The organism is Enterococcus sp. DIV0086 (assembly GCF_050498705.1).
Classification (GTDB): Bacteria; Bacillota; Bacilli; order Lactobacillales; family Enterococcaceae; genus Enterococcus; species Enterococcus faecalis.
The window spans coordinates 839,733-858,823 of sequence record NZ_JBNIDN010000001.1 but is presented as its reverse complement, the minus strand read 5'-3'; the positions used below and the strand labels follow the sequence as shown (position 1 = coordinate 858,823).

General features: G+C 37.3%; 13 protein-coding genes. 12 read left to right on the top strand and 1 reads right to left on the bottom strand.

Translation table 11 applies throughout. The features are described 5' to 3' along the window. Nucleotides 1–585: 585 nt before the first annotated feature. The 4 genes from IGI63_RS04080 to cydC are packed head-to-tail and all read left to right on the top strand — an operon-like array spanning nucleotide 586 to nucleotide 6,515. On the top strand, nucleotides 586–2,004 hold the full coding sequence (locus tag IGI63_RS04080; protein WP_002356974.1) for a cytochrome ubiquinol oxidase subunit I: 1,419 nt from the start codon (nucleotides 586–588) through the stop codon (nucleotides 2,002–2,004). Next, the gene (gene cydB / locus IGI63_RS04075; RefSeq protein WP_429975364.1) at nucleotides 2,001–3,014 is read left to right on the top strand and encodes a cytochrome d ubiquinol oxidase subunit II; all 1,014 of its coding nucleotides are present in this window, start codon (nucleotides 2,001–2,003) and stop codon (nucleotides 3,012–3,014) included. The genes IGI63_RS04080 and cydB overlap by 4 nt, the downstream gene beginning before the upstream one ends. Nucleotides 3,015–3,018: 4 nt before the next feature. Continuing rightward, nucleotides 3,019–4,752, top strand: a complete 1,734-nt coding sequence (cydD, locus tag IGI63_RS04070; protein WP_002364369.1) for a thiol reductant ABC exporter subunit CydD — start codon at nucleotides 3,019–3,021, stop codon at nucleotides 4,750–4,752. Further along, nucleotides 4,749–6,515 carry a thiol reductant ABC exporter subunit CydC gene (gene cydC, locus IGI63_RS04065; RefSeq protein ID WP_002364246.1) on the top strand — a complete coding sequence of 589 codons (1,767 nt, stop codon included), beginning with the start codon at nucleotides 4,749–4,751 and terminating at the stop codon, nucleotides 6,513–6,515. The genes cydD and cydC overlap by 4 nt, the downstream gene beginning before the upstream one ends. Nucleotides 6,516–6,595: 80 nt before the next feature. Here cydC and IGI63_RS04060 read toward each other — a convergent pair whose 3' ends face one another. After that, nucleotides 6,596–7,576: a polyprenyl synthetase family protein gene (locus tag IGI63_RS04060; RefSeq protein WP_002360015.1), complete on the bottom strand. Its 981-nt coding sequence runs from the start codon at nucleotides 7,574–7,576 to the stop codon at nucleotides 6,596–6,598. Nucleotides 7,577–7,697: 121 nt separating this feature from the next. Between IGI63_RS04060 and IGI63_RS04055 the strand changes: the two genes are divergently transcribed. From IGI63_RS04055 to IGI63_RS04020, 8 genes are all read left to right on the top strand, one after another. Next, nucleotides 7,698–8,603 carry a prenyltransferase gene (locus IGI63_RS04055; protein WP_002360016.1) on the top strand — a complete coding sequence of 302 codons (906 nt, stop codon included), beginning with the start codon at nucleotides 7,698–7,700 and terminating at the stop codon, nucleotides 8,601–8,603. Nucleotides 8,604–8,631: 28 nt separating this feature from the next. Next, nucleotides 8,632–9,843, top strand: a complete 1,212-nt coding sequence (locus IGI63_RS04050; protein WP_429975363.1) for an NAD(P)/FAD-dependent oxidoreductase — start codon at nucleotides 8,632–8,634, stop codon at nucleotides 9,841–9,843. A gap of 313 nt (nucleotides 9,844–10,156) precedes the next feature. Further along, the gene (locus tag IGI63_RS04045) at nucleotides 10,157–12,580 is read left to right on the top strand and encodes a DNA translocase FtsK (protein WP_429975362.1); all 2,424 of its coding nucleotides are present in this window, start codon (nucleotides 10,157–10,159) and stop codon (nucleotides 12,578–12,580) included. A gap of 130 nt (nucleotides 12,581–12,710) precedes the next feature. Continuing rightward, nucleotides 12,711–13,412 carry a GntR family transcriptional regulator gene (locus IGI63_RS04040; protein WP_002356983.1) on the top strand — a complete coding sequence of 234 codons (702 nt, stop codon included), beginning with the start codon at nucleotides 12,711–12,713 and terminating at the stop codon, nucleotides 13,410–13,412. A 117-nt stretch (nucleotides 13,413–13,529) separates the two neighbouring features. Then, the gene (locus IGI63_RS04035; RefSeq protein WP_002409789.1) at nucleotides 13,530–14,279 is read left to right on the top strand and encodes an ABC transporter ATP-binding protein; all 750 of its coding nucleotides are present in this window, start codon (nucleotides 13,530–13,532) and stop codon (nucleotides 14,277–14,279) included. Then, nucleotides 14,269–16,098, top strand: coding sequence for an ABC transporter permease (locus tag IGI63_RS04030; RefSeq protein WP_002398606.1), 1,830 nt, complete (start codon nucleotides 14,269–14,271; stop codon nucleotides 16,096–16,098). The genes IGI63_RS04035 and IGI63_RS04030 overlap by 11 nt, the downstream gene beginning before the upstream one ends. A 124-nt stretch (nucleotides 16,099–16,222) precedes the next feature. Continuing rightward, complete coding sequence (gene rlmN / locus IGI63_RS04025) at nucleotides 16,223–17,296, top strand: 23S rRNA (adenine(2503)-C(2))-methyltransferase RlmN (RefSeq protein WP_002356987.1); 1,074 nt, start codon at nucleotides 16,223–16,225, stop codon at nucleotides 17,294–17,296. 289 nt (nucleotides 17,297–17,585) lie between these two features. After that, on the top strand, nucleotides 17,586–18,914 hold the full coding sequence (locus tag IGI63_RS04020; RefSeq protein WP_002362058.1) for an APC family permease: 1,329 nt from the start codon (nucleotides 17,586–17,588) through the stop codon (nucleotides 18,912–18,914). The last annotated feature ends 177 nt before the right edge of the window (nucleotides 18,915–19,091 follow it).

Sequence of the window (19,091 nt, the reverse complement as noted above, 5' to 3'; positions counted from 1 at the left end):
GTCAAGAAGCTGTTTTAGAGTCATGTTGTTTGGAATGGTACCAAAACGCGAGAAGCGTTTGAAGCAGCGTCTGCCGAGTTTTAGAGTCATGTTGTTTAGAATGGTACCAAAACCATATTGGGAACAATTAGGATATATGAGAAGTTTTAGAGTCATGTTGTTAAAAAACAAACTATCACCTCAAGCAATCCGTAATTTTCATCACAAGATTAGAATTTTTATCATCAAAGACGAGCTGCTTCAATTTTTGGAAACTAATCAAGTGATAAGTCAAAATGTTGATAGATTGAGATTAGTTCTTCCTTTTTTTAGGAAGGGCTTTTTTTATTGATAGAAGAAAGGGAAGAAATCTTGGGAGCACCTAAAAAAATTGTGAGAAATGCTTCTGTATTGTTTGGTTTCTGCCTCAGAAAGTTGTATACTTAGATTGGAATTATTCTATATTACATGCATTTTCACACTTTTTGGAAAAGTTCACTTGAATTTTCTTTTAGTTTCGTAGATAAAAGGAGTCATCGCTAATGGAAATGAACAATTCAGGTAAGCTTGTTTCTTTGTGTGGAGGCAAATCAGGGAGGAAATAATATGTTTGATATTGTAACATTGGCGAGAATCCAATTTGCGATGACAACAGTTTTCCACTTTTTCTTCGTACCGTTTTCAATAGGATTAGCACTTGTTGTAGCAATTATGGAAACAATGTACGTTGTGAAAAAAGAGGAACGTTATCGTAAAATGGCCAAGTTTTGGGGAAATATATTCCTATTAAGCTTCGCTGTTGGGGTTGTAACCGGGATTATTCAAGAATTTCAGTTTGGGATGAACTGGTCTGATTATTCTCGATTCGTCGGAGATATTTTTGGGGCACCGTTGGCGGTAGAAGCGCTCTTAGCTTTCTTCTTAGAGTCAACATTCTTAGGTTTATGGATCTTTACTTGGGATAAAATGAATCCGAAAGTTCACGTAACCTTTATCTGGTTAGTCGTATTCGGTTCAATGATGTCTGCTTTCTGGATTTTAGTTGCGAATAGTTTTATGCAACATCCAGTAGGTTATGTCATCAATAATGGCCGTGCTGAAATGGTGGATTTTGTAGCTGTCATCAGCAATCCAAAAGTTTGGTATGAATTTTCACACGTTATCATGGGCGCCTTTACATTGGGCGGCATGGCAGTAGCTGGTATGGCTGCTTTCCAATTGTTGAAAAAACGGGATATTTCATTCCACAAAGCATCTATGCGCATTGGCTTATGGGTTACTTTGTTCGGTTCAATCGGCGTTTTATTAGCTGGTGACTTGCAAATGAAAGCTCTAATTGAAGGACAACCAATGAAATTTGCGGCGATGGAGGGGGCCTATGAAGACTCTGATGATCCTGCTGCTTGGACATTGATTGCTTGGGCAGATGAACGGGAACATAAACAAGTTTTTGGTATCGATATTCCGTATATGCTAAGTATTTTATCGTATAACAAATTATCAGGTTCGGTTGATGGGATGGATACAGTCAACAAGCGCTTGGTAGAAAAATATGGGGATGATAAAAATTATTATCCACCAGTTAACACTTTATTCTGGAGCTTCCGTATCATGGCTGGTTTTGGTGCCTTAATGTTATTGGTTGCTGCCTTAGGACTATTCTTTACAAGGAAGAAAAAACCATCGCTGTACGAGAAGAAATGGATGCTGTGGATTGTTGCTTTATGTACATTCGCACCATTCCTTGCCAATACAACAGGTTGGTTAGTCACTGAATTAGGTCGTTATCCGTGGACTGTCTATGGATTATTTACGATTGAACAAAGTGTTTCACCAAATGTATCGGTTGCTTCATTAATTACGTCAAATGTCATTTATTTCTTATTATTTGCTGGTTTAGGTAGTGTCATGGTTTACTTGGTTATTTTAGAATTACGTAAAGGACCAGACTATGAAGCGAAAAAATTAGCGAAAGAAAATGAACCAGCGTTGGATCCATTTGATAAGGGGGTATTTGGCGAATGAGTACACTACAATTATTATGGTTTGTCCTTATCGGCGTCTTGTTCTCAGGTTTCTTCTTCTTAGAAGGATTTGACTTTGGTGTTGGAATGGCCGTTCAAACGTTGGCACACAATGACGACGAAAAAGATCAAGTCGTTGCAACAATTGGACCTGTTTGGGACGGAAACGAAGTTTGGCTATTAACAGCGGGCGGCGCAATGTTTGCCTCTTTCCCATATTGGTATGCTTCATTATTTAGTGGCTACTATTTAATTCTATTTACGATTTTATTTGGCTTAATTATTCGCGGAGTTTCCTTTGAATTCCGCCATAACATGCCGGAAGGTAAACGTCGTCGGATGTGGAACTGGACACTATCAATTGGTAGTTTCCTTGTACCGTTCTTCTTTGGTATTTTGTTTATCAGCTTAGTCCAAGGGATGCCTTTAGATGCAAACGGCAATATGCATGCGCAATTTACGGATTATTTTAATCTGTTTTCAATTGTTGGTGGAGTAGCCTTAACATTACTTTGCTACTTACACGGTATGAACTATATTGCTTTAAAAACAGAAGGCCCAATTCGCGAACGTGCTCGAAATTATGCAGAAATCTTATACGGCGTTTTATATGTCGGTTTAGTTGTTTTTGCAGTGTTGATGTACTTCAAAACGGACTTTTATGAAAAGAACTTTGCGGTCACTTTAATTTTAACGTTAGCAATTGTGGTCTTAACGGTCATTGCTAATGTTGGGGTGTTTAAACGCAAAGAGATGTTAGCTTTTCTAGCGAGTGGTTTAACATTAGTTGTACTAGTTGCTCTCTTGTTCAGTGGCTTGTTCCCACGTGTTATGATTGGTAGTGAAGGTTTTGATTTGTTGATTAAAGATGCAACAAGCACACCATATACACTAAAAATTATGACGTGGATTTCTTTAAGCATTTTACCATTCGTGTTAGCTTATACTGCTTGGTCCTATTATATTTTCAGAAAACGTATTTCACAGACAGCCGGACCAGAGGGGTATTAAATCTATGATTGATAAAGACATCTTACAGATGCCTAAAATCAAAAAAATTCTTGTCTTGCTTGCAGGTTTTTCTTTCCTGCAAGCAGTCTTTATAATTGGGCAAGCTTTTTTTCTTTCAAAAGCCATTGTCGGCCTTTGGAGTGGCGGGCATCTTAACCAACAACTACAGAGTATTTTACTCTTTTTTATTTTTTATCTTGGTCGACATGTTATTACGTATTTTCGTGAGAGAATGCTCGATACATTTAGTTATGAACGCTCGAAAGAATTACGCGAACAATTATTAACCAAAATTTTCCGTTTGGGGCCAAATGTTGTTCAAAAAAATGGAACTGGAAATATGGTTACCATGGCTTTAGAAGGCATCAGTCAAACCGAAAATTATTTACAATTGATTTTGACGAAAATGATGAATATGATGATTATTCCTTGGATTATTTTGGCCTTTGTTTTTACACAAGATATTCGTTCAGGCGTAACATTGCTGATTGTTTTTCCGATTATTATTATTTTTATGATTGTGTTAGGTTATGCAGCACAAAGTAAAGCGGACAAGCAATATGCGGCGTTTCAAATGCTTTCCAATCATTTTATTGATTCCTTGCGAGGAATTGACACACTGAAACTGTTTGGGTTGAGCAAAAAATATGCTGGGAGTATTTATCATACAAGTGAACGATTCAGAAAAGCGACCATGAGTACGCTGAAAATTGCTATTTTATCAACCTTTGCGTTAGACTTTTTTACGACATTATCGGTAGCTGTTGTGGCAGTTTTCCTTGGATTAAGTTTATTAAACGGCACGATTTTATTATTTCCTGCCTTGGTTACTTTAATTTTAGCACCTGAGTTCTTTTTACCGATTCGTGATTTTTCAAGTGATTATCACGCAACCTTAGATGGAAAAAACTCTTTTCAAGCGATCCAAGCGGTATTAGCATTGCCAGAAGCAGAACAGACCGATGTGCTCACGTTAGATGATTGGCATCAAGAAAGTCAGTTGTCAGTCACAGCGTTAAATTTTTCCTATGAAGATGCAACGCAAGAAGCGATTCAATCGTTGCAATTCTCTGTTGATGGTCGCAAAAAGATTGGAATTATCGGGGCGAGTGGTTCTGGTAAGTCAACGTTAATTAATTTATTAAGTGGCTTTTTATTGCCAACAGAAGAAACGAGTCAATTGGCGATAAATGGTCAGACGATTCCACATTTTTTACAAAAAGACTGGCAAAAGCAAATCCTTTATATTCCGCAAGCGCCATATATTTTCCAAGATACTTTGGCAAACAATATTCGCTTTTATACACCTGAAGCAACAGATGAGGCGATTCAGCAAGCGATTCAGTTAGTTGGCTTAGACGAGCTGGTTAAAGATCTTCCCGAAGGAATTCATACCTTGATTGGGGAAAGTGGTCGAATGTTAAGTGGGGGACAAGCGCAACGAGTAGCGTTGGCCCGCGCCTTTGTCGATCAAAAACGCCACGTCTTGCTGTTTGATGAGCCGACAGCGCATTTGGATATTGAAACAGAAGTTGAAATGAAAGAGCGCATGTTGCCATTAATGAACAATCATCTTGTCTTCTTTGCGACACATCGTCTGCATTGGATGGAAGAAATGGATTACATTTTAGTGATGGAAAAAGGTCAATTAGTGGAACAAGGAACGCTAGCAGAGTTGATTGAAAAAGATGGCTACTATGTTCAATTAATGAAGCAAATGAGAGGAGGACGCCAATGATGGAAAAACAGCCGACAACGAAAGACGTTTGGAAAAACGATCAATGGGTTCGTCCTTTCTTAAAACGCTATAAAAAAACCTTGTATTTTGCCTTACTTTTAGGCTTCTTGACGTTCTTTAGCGCAGGGGCATTAATGTTTACGTCTGGTTACTTAATCAGTCGTGCGGCTTCCTTACCAGAGAATATTTTATTAATTTATATTCCCATTGTTTTAACAAGAGCATTCGGGATTGGCCGTCCTGTTTTTCGTTATGTGGAGCGTCTAACGAGTCATAACTGGGTGTTAAAAATGACCTCTGATCTGCGCTTGAAACTTTATAATGTGCTAGAAAAAGATGCGATTTTCTTTAAGACAAAATATCGCACTGGGGATATCTTAGGTTTGCTTTCAGAGGATATTAATCATATCCAAAACTTGTATTTACGAACGATTTTCCCAACCGTTATTGCTTGGATTTTGTATATCTTTTTAGTGATTGCATTAGGTTTCTTTTCTTGGTGGTTTGCTTTATGCATGTTACTGATGTTAGGAGTGGTTGTTTTTCTATTACCACTTGTTTCAGTTCTAGTGAATGGTGCGCGTCAAGAAAAACATAAATATGCCAAAAATGAGTTATATCAAACACTAACCGACAATATTCTAGGTGTGTCTGATTGGGTATTTAGTCAACGAGGCTCTGAATTCGTTGCTCGTTATGAAACAGATGAAGCAAACGTTCGTGCATTAGATGAAAAAATGAAGCAATTTAACCGTGGCCGAGACTTTGTTTTACAACTTCTGTTTGGTGTGATTGCGATTGCTGTCTTAGCTTGGACTAGTGTGCGGTTTCCAGGTAATCATGGGGGCGCAGCCAATTGGATTGGTGCCTTTGTTTTAACCGTTTTTCCGTTAATTGATGCTTTTGCTCCGCTACCTGCTGCAGCACAGGAAACAACGATTTATAAGGATTCCATTCGTCGTTTTAATGAGCTTCCTGAAGGGGAAGATGACTCAACAGAAGCGCCTGTTCAGCCAAATGGCACCAGTTTATCGATAGAACATTTGTCTTTTGCATATGAAAATCAAGAGAAAAAGGTATTAAATGACTTATCGTTAACAATTCCTGAAAAACAAAAATTAGCGATTTTAGGGCGCAGTGGTTCCGGAAAGAGTACGTTGGCTTCGCTCATTCGTGGTGATTTACGGCCTACTTCGGGAGAAATCCTTTTAGGAAATATCCCAACTGAGGCATTTGGTGAGACGATGACTGAATATATTGGGGTTATGCATCAAGCACCGTACCTATTTCGAACAACCATTTTAAATAATATTCGGATTGGTAGAGAAGAAGCAAGCGAAGCAGAAGTTTGGGCGGTTTTAGAAAAAGTTGGCTTAAAAGAAATGGTTGCCCAATTACCAGAAGGTTTACAAACAATGGTGGATGAAGCAGGTTTGCGTTTTTCTGGTGGCGAACGACATCGCTTGGCGCTAGCACGGATTCTTTTGCAAGATACACCGATTGTGTTATTAGACGAACCAACTACTGGTTTAGATCCAATTACAGAACAGCAATTGCTGGAAACCTTTTTTGAGGCATTAAAAGATAAAACCGTCATCTGGATTACCCACCATTTGCAAGGCGTAACTTTGATGGATCAAGTGATCTTTATTGAAGATGGCCAATTAGAGATGAGTGGTACGCCAGAAGAATTACTTGCAACCAATGCGCATTATCAGAAACTTTACCGAATTGATCGTGGCATTAGTTCTTTCGAGGAATAAAAAAAACGACTGGTTGTTGATTAAAGCAAACAATCAGTCGTTTTTCTATTTCAATTAATGGCAATTCTTCCATAAAACGTTTAAAATGAACGATGTAATAAGAGCTCAGTTAAGGAAAGTAAGGTTTCTTTTGCTGTGCCATCAGGCAATTGTTGAATATCAGTGATTGCTTTGTTGGTTACTTTTTTAGCAAAAGCTTGTGCTTCTGTAACGCCATGATAGTCATTGACTAGCGCCGCAACTTCAGCTGCCTCTTCTAAGGTAATGGCGCGTCCTTTATCCAAATAAGGGCTGAATACGTCAGGTGCTGCTTGATAAGCGAAGAGAAGGGGTAACGTATAAACACCTTGTGACAAGTCTTCTAAAGCGGGCTTTTTCAAGGTTTCCGTGTCAGCAGTATAATCTAAAATATCGTCATAGACTTGAAAAGCAATGCCAATATGACGGCCAATTCGTTTAGCCAAACGTTGGACTTCTTTTGAACTATGACCGAAATAGGCCCCTTCAAGACAGCTTAGTGAAAAAAGTTCGGCTGTTTTACCGTTGACACTTCTTAAATAAGCAGGAATCGACATGCGGCGGTCAAATCGATGACTCATTTGATCGAGTTCACCAAGTAATAACCGTTTCATTCCTTGTGCATTGATTTTCATAAATTCAGAGCCATTCATGGCATCTGCAATCAAAGTAAAGAATTCAGTGAATAGTAAATCACCTGTGTAAACAGCCACGTCCTTACCATATTGTGATTGAATAGTCACAGCGCCTCGGCGCAATGGAGAATCGTCAATAATGTCATCGTGAATCAACGTAGCCATATGTAGGATTTCCAAAGATGCAGCTATTTTTAATAGTTGTTGTTTCTCTTGTTTTTCTTCATCACCCAGTTGAGCAAAAAGAAAGAAAAAAGCGGGGCGTAATAATTTGCCGCCAGAACGAGCCAAAGTTACTAAGGCTTCTTCAATGTCTTCGTTGCGTGTATGCAACGTTTGTTCAATTAATTCACATGTTTCCGTTAAAGAACGTTCAACGTCAGGAAACGACTTCCAAAATGTGTTCATAAATATACTACGATCCTTTCAGTGGTTCAATACTATTTGATTGTATACGAATTGGCGACAGAAATACAGTAATTAAGTTTTAAAAGTAACAAAGTTTGTAAAAAAGTAGCGGAGGGATAGTTTGAATCGAGAAATATTTTTTGAATTAGTAGAATTAAAAGCAAAAACAGCTAGTGTTTTGCCATTTTTGTTAGGAATTTGTTTTAGTTGGTACCAATATGGGCGGCTCCATGTTGGTTATGTTTTAATTTTTTTCATTGCGATGTTTATTTTTAATATGGCGGTCGATATTTTAGATAATTATAATGATTACCATCATGCCACAGAAGTTCATGATTATAAGGAAAAAACGAATATTATCGGTCGAGAAAATTTATCTTTGCCATTAATACGCAAAATGATTTTTTGGATGATTCTCGTTTCTGCTTTAATGGGGATTGGGTTGTCATTTATTGTTGGCTGGCCGTTATTAATTATGGGTCTTTATTGTTACTTAATTGGTATTTTTTATTCATCAGGACCGAAACCTTTGTCCAGTCTACCATTAGGGGAAGTTTTCTCAGGATTTACAATGGGGTTCATGATTACCCTTATTTGTGTCTACATTAATACGTTTGAAGTTTTCAATTGGTCAGCAGCTAATTTATGGGGGATTTTCTTAGTCGCTTTACCTAATACTTGTTACATTGCTAACTTAATGTTAGCAAATAATATCTGTGACTTAGAGGAAGATGAAAATAACAAGAGATATACATTAGTTCATTACCTTGGCAAAGCAAGTTCTTTGAAATTATTCGTCGGATTAAATACAATAGCAATGTTAGCCATTTTGTTAGCTGTCGGTTTAGGATTAACCCCGCCAACAATGTTACTCATGCTTTTAACTTTACCTTTTGTACGGAAACAAACCCAAGCCTTACTGAAGGAACAAGTGAAGAGTAAAACATTTGTTTGTGCTGTGAAGATCTTAGCTGTGGGAGCAACTGCACAAGTGCTATTTTTTGCCATAGGTTTGTGGTGGCTGTAAATTTTTTATAGAGTGGAAGGGAATCAAAATGAATAAGAAACATGTTGTTATTTTAGGTGCTGGTTATGCAGGCCTAAAAACATTACGCAAATTACAAAAAGGCGCCAAAGACGTCGAAATTACTTTAGTGGATCGTAACAACTATCACTACGAAGCAACGGACTTGCATGAAGTTGCTGCTGGAACACAACCAGCTGAAAAAATCACATACAATATTATGGATGTTGTCGATGAAAAAATGACAACCTTTATCCAAGGAACAGTTAAAACAATTGATGCTGCAACACAAACAGTTGCTTTAGAAGATGGCCAAACAATCAATTATGATTACTTAGTTGTTTCTCTTGGGTTTGAATCAGAATCATTTGGTATCCCTGGTGTGCAAGAACATGCTCTACAAATGGTAGATGTGAAAACGGCTTTAAACGTGTATGAACATATCCAAGAACAAATGCGTCAATACAAAGCAACTCAAAACGAAGAATTCTTAAAAATTGTTGTCTGCGGAGCAGGCTTTACAGGGATTGAATTATTAGGTTCTCTTGTTGAAAACAAACCAAAATTTGCTGAAATCGCAGGTGTCTCAGCAGATCAAATCCAAATTTATTGTGTCGAAGCAGTTACTCGTCTATTGCCGATGTTTAACGAAAAACTTGCGAACTATGGTGTGCAATTATTAAAAGATTCAGCTATTCATTTATTATTAGGTAAACCGATTAAAGAAATCAAACCAGGCGCAGTTGTTTATCAAGATAACGAAGCAGGCGACTTGGCAGAACTTTCTGCTAAAACAATTATTTGGACAACGGGTGTTAGTGGAAGCCACGTTGTAGGCGATTCTGGCTTTGAAGCTCGTCGTGGTCGTGTCATGGTTCAACCAGATTTAACAGATGCGAACCATAGCAACGTCTATATTATTGGTGACTGCTCAGCAGTTATGGATACAGAAACCAATAGACCTTACCCAACAACAGCACAAATCGCCTTGAAGATGGGCGCTCATGCTGCTAAAAATATTCAAGCACAATTGAAAGGGGAAGCAACTAAACCTTTCAGCTTTAAATCACAAGGTTCTGTTTGTTCTGTCGGAAATACACGTGCTTTAGGAATTGTTGGTAAAACAGACATTAAAGGATACCCAGCTTCATTCATGAAAAAAATTATCATGAACAAAGCGCTCTTTGAAACAGGTGGTACCAAAGAAATGATGGCTAAAGGTCGTTTCGACTTATACCATTAAGAATCAGCAAAATAAGAAATAATGAGGTCGGTACAGAACCGTTTAGCTCCGAGAAATAAGAAGAAATTTCCGAAAATTGCTCTTTAATTTTTGGAGAATTTCGGCTTATTTCCGAAGGAGTTGGTTCTGTTCCCGCCGTTTATCAGTTTTTGAGCGTGGAGCAAAAATCCAAAGTGATTTTTGTCCAACGCTCATTTTTCTTAAATGAAAGTTTTAAAAAAATTTCCATGATTTTTCAAGTAAAATGAGGTGGGCACTTTTGTTCGATTCCATTTTTATGTATAATGAGAAGTGATGGAAAGAGGGAAGTTAAATGGCACAAAAAAGAGCAACAAATAAGAAAAAAAGTACGACAAAGAAAAAGACCAAAAAACAACAGCAACAACAAGAACGTTTAAATTATATGTTTCTTGGCCTGATTTTTATTTTATTCGGTGTCTTTGGACTCTTTCGCTTAGGGTTTTTAGGCACGTTATTAGCAAATTGTTTACGCTTAGTTGTAGGTAATACCTTTCCATTTGCAGCGATTTTACTAATCCTGTATGGCTTATTAGTCATGATTTATGGGAAAGATTTTCCGTTAAAAAGAGGGCGCCCTATTTTTGGGGCTGTTCTGATTTATATTAGTGTTTTGTTATTTTTCCATGCCTTTATGTTTCGAAATGTTAGTGGCAGTCAACCAGATATTTTAGGTAACACTTGGGAATTTTTGCAAAGCGATTTAAAAGCCAACCAAGTGACGCAAAACGTAGGGGGCGGTATGATTGGCGCGCTGCTTTATCAAGGAACGTACTTTTTGGTGGCACAATTTGGCAGCTATTTAATTGCCACATTGCTACTGTTAGCGGGTATTTTCTTGATGAGTATGTGGGATTTTCAGCAAATCGTTGATCATTTCCAAAGTATTCAAGATCGCCTAAGTCATGTTTCGGCAAAATCACAGGCGCGACAAGAAGAAAAAGAGGCGAAGCGAGCAGCGAAGAAAGAAGCCAAAGCTGCAGAACGCCAAGCAAAAATTGAAGCCGCTGCCCAACAAAAATTACAAGAGCGGGAACGCATGGAACAAGCGGCAGCCGAGCGCTTAACAAAAACACCAGTTGAAACCCACCAACCAATGGTGGAAGAACCGGCCGCACCAACGCCTGTTCAAATTGATTCATTTCAACAGCAAAATCAGGCGATGCCTGTACCACCAATTGCAGCAACAAAACCGCAACGAGAGCAGGAAGAAGAGGCGGCAGATGAAGCTGGTGTTCTCGAATTTGAAATTTCTGAAGAAGCGGAAGATCGTGATTATCAACTACCACCAACTGATTTGTTAGATACAATTCAAGCAACGGATCAAAGTGGTGAATATGAAAAAATCGAAAAAAATATTGGCGTCTTAGAACAAACCTTCAAGAGTTTTGGTGTTGATGCTAAAGTAGTCAAAGCTAGTTTAGGACCATCTGTCACAAAATTTGAAGTTCAACCCGCTGTGGGGGTAAAAGTTAGCAAAATTGTTAACTTGACGGATGACATTGCTTTAGCGCTTGCGGCCAAAGATGTTCGTATGGAGGCCCCGATTCCTGGGAAATCACTAATCGGGATTGAAGTTCCTAATAGTGCAATTAGTACAGTATCCTTTAGAGATATTGTTGAGGCACAACCAAGTCATCCAGATAAACTACTAGAAGTACCTTTAGGTCGAGATATTTCAGGGATGGTTCAAACTGCGGATCTATCAAAAATGCCGCATTTATTAATTGCAGGATCGACAGGGAGTGGGAAATCGGTTGCTATCAATGGCATTATCACAGGTATTTTGATGCAAGCGAAACCCCATGAAGTAAAATTAATGATGATTGACCCGAAAATGGTGGAATTGAATGTGTATAACGGGATTCCTCATTTATTAACGCCAGTGGTTACTAATCCGAGAAAAGCGGCACAAGCCCTGCAAAAAGTAGTTCAAGAAATGGAATTTCGTTATGAAAAATTTGCAGCAACAGGCGTCCGAAATATCACTGGTTACAATCAACTAATTCAACAGAAAAATGCGGAAGATGGCGAAAATCGTCCGATTCTGCCATTTATTGTTGTCATTGTTGATGAGTTAGCTGATTTAATGATGGTGGCAAGTAACGAAGTAGAAGATGCGATTATCCGCTTAGCCCAAATGGCACGGGCAGCGGGCATTCATATGATTTTAGCGACACAACGGCCAAGTGTGGATGTCATTACAGGAATCATCAAAGCAAATGTCCCTTCTCGAATGGCTTTTGCAGTCTCAAGTGGGACAGACTCGCGTACCATTATTGATACCAACGGGGCGGAGAAACTATTAGGTCGAGGCGATATGCTCTTCTTACCAATGGGAGAAAATAAACCAATTCGTATCCAAGGGGCCTTTATCTCTGATCAAGAAGTCGAACGAGTGGTTGCGTTTGTAACGGACCAACAAGAAGCTGAATATCAAGAAAGCATGATGCCAACAGATGAACCGACCACTTCAGGCGGTGGCGAAGCTCCTCAAGATGAGTTGTTTGAAGAAGCGAAAAACTTGGTGGTTGAAATGCAAACAGCTAGTATTTCATTGCTACAAAGACGTTTTAGAATTGGCTATAATCGTGCGGCTCGCTTAGTAGATGAATTGGAAGCACACGGAGTTATTGGACCATCAGAAGGTAGCAAACCAAGAAAAGTCTTTCTACAAGCGGAATCAGAAGAGGCATCACCTGAGACGCCAGAACAATAAACAAAAAGAACAAAAATAGATAAATTTATCTATTTTTGTTCTTTTTTTATAATTTCAGCAAAGCATCATGTTATAATCATCATTTTCTGGTAAAATAGAAAGGAATAGTGCGGTTGGGAGGGAGCGTATCATGAGAAGAAAGAGCGTGCTTTATTTAGAAGTAGCAGATCAGATTAAAGAAGATATTTTGAGTGGCAAGTATCCAGTAGGAACGTTTTTACCAACAGAAACAGAATTGGAAGAGATGTTTAACGTTAGTAAAATTACGATTCGGCGGGCAATCGAAATGTTAGCAACGGAAGAATTTGTTGAGAAAAAAAGTGGCCGAGGCACAACTGTGTTAAGCAATCGTCCCTATAATAAACTATCAAAAGCAGGGACATTCACTGAATTTTTGAATGAATCAGGTCAGAAAGTAACTAAAAAAGTTTTACAAGTTGAAAACTTGACGTTGTCAAAAGAGATGCCGGCTTATCAATTTTTAGGAGAAGAAGTGGTTCACCTTTCACGGTTATATCTAATCGATGAACAACCCTATATTTATTTTAATTACTATTTGCCAGCTGCCATGAAAGACGTATCATTGACTGAATACAAAGAAGAATCCTTGTATCGTTTGATGGATCGACATGCCATTGAAATTTATAAATTTGAAGACCGTTTTGAAGTTGCAACTTTGACAGAAGCAGAGCAAAAGATGTTGCAAACAACTGAAACAACGGGCTTAAAAAGAATTCGGCGTTCGTTAAGCCCAACAGGTCGTTGCGTAGAATATTCAGAAGCTATTTATAATACGAAGATTCATCCTTATGTGATTGAATATGAAGCATAACTTTTAAAAGAATAACAGTGCACTTACAGTAATGTAAGTTCATTGTTATTCTTTTCTATTGTCGTTTTTTTTCGTTTTCGATACACTAAATGAGTGAGAAGAATAGGAGTGGAAAATATGTTAGAAGTACAAAATTTGAAAAAAGTTTACGGAAACGAAATTAAATATGAAGCTTTAAAAGGGATTAATTTAACTGTCCAAGATGGTGAATTTATTGGTATTATGGGACCTTCTGGAAGTGGGAAAAGTACACTTTTAAATTTATTGGCAACAATCGATAGTCCAACAGACGGTGAAATACTTTTAAATGGAAAAAATCCAAACAATTTGAATCAAGAACAAATTGCTAAATTCCGTCGTACAGAATTAGGATTTGTTTTTCAAAGCTTTAATTTAATGCCAACATTAACTGTTGAAGAAAATATTATTTTGCCATTGACACTTGATGGAGAAAAAGTCTCTGTAATGAAACGACAATTAGCAGAATTAAGTGAGCGTTTAGGTATCAATCATCTGTTGAAAAAACGAATTGCAGAAATTTCTGGTGGACAAGCACAACGGGTCGCCGTTGCTCGGGCAATGATTCATCATCCACAATTATTATTGGCTGATGAACCAACAGGAAACTTAGATACGAAATCATCTAAGGATGTGATGGGCTTGTTACAACAATTAAACGAAGAAGAAGAGGCGACTATTTTAATGGTAACCCATGATCCGCTAGCCGCAAGTTATTGCAAGCGCATCGTCTTTATTAAAGATGGTGAATTAATTGATGAAATTGTCCAAAATGGCAATCAAAAAGAGTTCTACGATTTAATCATGGTGAAACTGGCTGAGATTGAAGGTGTCGATAATGAATTTTAATCAGTTTGTTATAAGAAACACGATTCGAAATAAGCATTTATACTTGGCTTATTTCCTAAGTACAATGTTTTCTGTGATGATCTTTTTTACGTTCACTGGTTTTGTCTTTCACCCAGCCTTAGCTAATGGTTTAAATCCTAAAGCACAAATGGGAATGACGGCTGCGGCAATTATAATCTATGGTTTCTCTTTTTTATTCGTTTTATACTCGATGGATGTCTTTATCCAATCTCGGAAAAAAGAATTTGGAACCTTGATGATTCAAGGGATGAGTCCAAAACAGTTAAAGAAAATGATTTTTATTGAAAACTTAGTGATTGGTTTCTTTGCTACAATTTTTGGTAGCATTTTAGGTGTTGGATTTTCACAGTTTATTTTATGGATTAGCAATTTATTGATGCATCTAGGTTTAGGTTTTTATTTGCCAGTGATGCCGTTTATCATTACTGTCATTTCATTTGCGGTCTTGTTCTTAGTAATTTCTTTCTTTATTCAATTTCGCTTGCCAAAAGCGACACTTCAAGAGCTATTAAAAGCAGGGGAAATGGGTAAAGGTGAAATCAAAAGCTCTAAAGTTAAATCTTTCTTAGCCGTGTTGCTTTTAGTTGTCGGTTACGGAATTGCTTTAGTTGCTAAGGGACAGTTAGTTTTAATGGTGATGTTCCCAGTAATTTTCTTAGTTATTTTAGGGACAAAATTCTTATTTGACCAATTGAGTGTTTCTGTCATTGAACGTTTAAAACGGAAACCAAAAATCTTTTGGAAAAAAACCAATATGGTCGTTTTATCAGATTTAGCATTCCGCATGAAAGATAATGCACGTTCGTTCTTCTTGGTTTCGGTGATTTCAACGGTCGCTTTTGCTGCCATTGGGACGTTATACGGCGTGAACGAGATGATTTTTAAAGGAATAAGTTCTGTACCGTACGAACTGACATTGTCTGATTCGACCAACCCAGAAAATCAAGAAATGAAACAATTTGCGACAAAAACATTCCAAGAAAAAAATATTCAGTTTGATCAGGTTGATTACACAATGTACAAAACAAGTGCTGGTATCCAATTGATCAAAACATCTGAATATAATAAACTCGCAAAATTTATAGATGAACCAACTTTAACAGGTGAGAAAGTAGTTAATTTATCACAAAAAGATGCTCCTTCTGCTGCATCAGTAGATGTCAAATCTGTTCAATTGGGAAATGATCAAGTTTTAAACATTGATAAAACAGAAGAAACCAATGTATTACCGACTTTTGGCGGTGTGGTTGTTATCCCAGATAGTACCTCAACAGATGGAATCAAAGAGGAAACAGAAACAATTTGGCAACCAAAAGAAGGCACAGATAAAGAAACCTTAATTGATGCTGAAAATATTATTGGTGAAAAATACCCAATGTTACTAGGAACCGCGGCTACAGTTGCAGGCATTACGCAATTTTATACGCCAGTTCTTTTTGTCGGACTATTTATCGGTATCGTGTTCTTTGTTTCGGCGGGTAGTTTCTTATACTTCCGTTTATATAGTGATATGAATACGGACGTTGAAAAATTCAAGATGATTTACAAACTTGGCTTGACGAAAAAAGAATTGAAGAAAATGATTTACCAACAAGTAGGTATTTTATTCTTTACACCGATTGTTGTTTCATTTATTCATGGAGCTGTTGCTTTGAAAGCAATGTATGCCGTGTTAGATCAGCCAATGCAATTAGCTGGCTGGCAAGTTTTAGGCGTTTTCTTATTGATTCAGGTCGTTTACTATTTAATTGCTAGAACGTTCTACTTCAAAAAAGTTTATCACTTAGTGAAAGATTAATTATAAAAAATCGTTAAGCATGCACGCTTAACGATTTTTTTTGATGTTCTTCGTGATATTGCATTCAAAGTGAGAATACGTTATAGTTATGAAGCGAATGTAATAGCAGAAATGAGGAAAAGAAATGCAGAAAGAATCCATTTATGGACTGACGAGAGAACAGCTTGTGGACTGGTTTTTAGCCCATGGCGAGAAGAAATTTCGCGCAACACAAGTGTGGGAATGGTTGTATACAAAACGTGTTGCTTCATTTAGTGAAATGTCGAACATTTCTAAATCGTTGATGACTTTATTAGAAGAAAATTTTTCATTAAATCCATTAAAACAAGTCATTGTGCAAGAAGCGCAAGATGGTACCGTGAAATATTTATTTGAATTACCAGATAAAAATATGATTGAAACAGTCTTGATGCGTCAAGAATATGGATTATCTGTTTGTGTGACCACTCAAGTTGGCTGCAATATTGGGTGTACATTTTGTGCTAGTGGGCTATTAAAAAAACAAAGAGATTTAACTGCTGGCGAGATTGTTGCCCAAATTATGTGGGTGCAACATTATTTCGATGAACGTGGGTTGGATGAACGTGTTAGCCATGTCGTTGTGATGGGAATTGGTGAACCATTTGATAATTATGCCAATGTCATGAACTTTTTACGAACGATTAATGATGATAAAGGCTTGGCTATTGGTGCCCGTCATATTACAGTTTCAACAAGTGGTTTAGTGCCAAAAATTCGTGAATTTGCAGACAGTGGACTACAAGTAAACTTAGCAATCTCATTACATGCTCCTAACAACGAAGTTCGTACATCAATTATGCGGATTAATCGTAGTTTTCCAATTGAAAAATTAATGGCAGCAATTGATGAATACATTGAAAAAACCAACCGACGTGTTACATTTGAATATATTATGTTGAGTCAAGTGAACGACCGACCAGAACATGCTCAACAATTAGCAGATTTACTACGGAATAAGAAAAAACTTTCTTATGTTAATCTGATTCCGTATAACCCAGTGAGTGAACACGATCAATATAGCCGAAGCTCTAAAGAAGCGGTATTAAAATTTTATGATGTACTCAAAAAGAATGGCATCAATTGTGTTATTCGTAAAGAGCACGGAACAGATATTGATGCGGCTTGCGGACAATTACGCAGCAAACAAATGAAAAAAGAAAAAGTCAAAAACCAATAACGTAGTTAAAATCGGATCAGAAAGGTTTCTTTTTGATTCGATTTTTCGTTTATTTAATAAAAAATCGTCGGTTTTTCAATTCTTGTTTATAAACAAAAGATGAATGCTCTAAAACTTTTATGACAAATTTTCTTTTTGTGGTTTTCAAACTTGAAATTCTAAAAGAAATAGCTATACTGAAAAGAGATCGTCACAGAATTTTTCATGAAAACAGCTATTATTTTCGTTATCTTTTCAAGAAAGTGAAATTTTGTTACGCTTTTTTAGTTTAAATGAAATGAGGGAGTCTATGGAGAAAAAGCAATTAAAAAGAGAGATAACAACGTTTGGTGCGTTATCCACGGTAATGGGTACGGTGATTGGCGCTGGTGTTTTCTTTAAAGCTGCGAGTGTCGTTGGACACGCACAGTCAGCTAGTTTAGCTATCTTTGCTTGGGTGTTAGGTGGTGCCTTAACAATTTGTGCAGGATTAACCAGCGCCGAACTTGCTACAGCAATCCCTGAAACAGGTGGCGCAGTGAAGTATATTGAATATACATATGGTAAATTAGCTGGTTTTCTTTTAGGGTGGGCACAAAGTATCATTTATTATCCTGCCAACATTTCGGCGTTATCCATTATTTTTAGTACACAACTAATCAATTTGTTTCATTTATCGGCAAATTTATTGATTCCAATTGCCATTCTTGCGGGAACCAGTATCACGATAATTAATTTATTAGGAACAAAAATTGCTTCTTTGGTCCAATCAACGACATTGGTGGTAAAACTGATTCCAATTGCCTTGATTTCTTTAGTAGGATTATTTACTCCCGGACAGGTAGCTGTTTCACTTTTTCCTGTTGAAACAACAGCGAATACTGGCTTTTTAGTTGCTTTTAGTGGCGCCTTAGTCGCCACCATGTTTGCTTATGATGGCTGGCTAGGTGTGGGTAACGTGGCTGGTGAAATGAAGCGACCAGAAAGAGACTTGCCTAAAGCCATTATTTTTGGTTTGTTATTGATTACTTTAATTTATGCTTTAATTAATTTTGTATTTCTAAAAACATTACCAATTGAGCAAATCGCTGGGAATTTGAATGCAGCTTCGGATGCTTCTGTGGCTATTTTTGGACCAATTGGCGGCAAAATCGTAACTATTGGGATTTTAATCTCTGTATATGGTGCGTTAAACGGCTACACAATGACAGGGATTCGGATTCCTTATGCCTTAGCCTTAGATAATCTGATGCCTTTTAGTCGTCAGTTTCAAAAGTTGTCTAAACGCTTTGTTGTTCCTTACGTTGCTGGAATTTTCCAGTTAGCTGTAGCCATTATCATGATGTTTTTCGGGACCTTCGATTTATTGACGGATATGTTAGTTTTTGTTATGTGGCTGTTTAATCTATTAATTTTCTTAGCCGTTTTTATTTTAAGAAAACGAGAACCTGAATTAAAACGACCGTATAAAGTTCCTGGCTATCCAATTATTCCAATTATCGCAAGTCTAGGTGGTATCTTCATCTTGGTTACAACGAGTATTACACAGCCTATTCTAGCATTGATTGGTATAGGGATTACGCTTCTAGGAATTCCAGTTTATTTAGTTAATAAACAAAAAACGAAGCCAAAAACGTAAACGATCCAATCGGATTATCATAGTTTTTCTCAAAAATTTTGTGATTCAGAGAAATTTTTGAAAACTAAACGCAAGATTTTTTTAGTATAATACTAAGTGTCTAGGAGTTCCACTATTTTGGGGAAGATAGATGGACAGCGCAAACTTCAAAAAAAGAACCTTCATCTTACTAGTGAA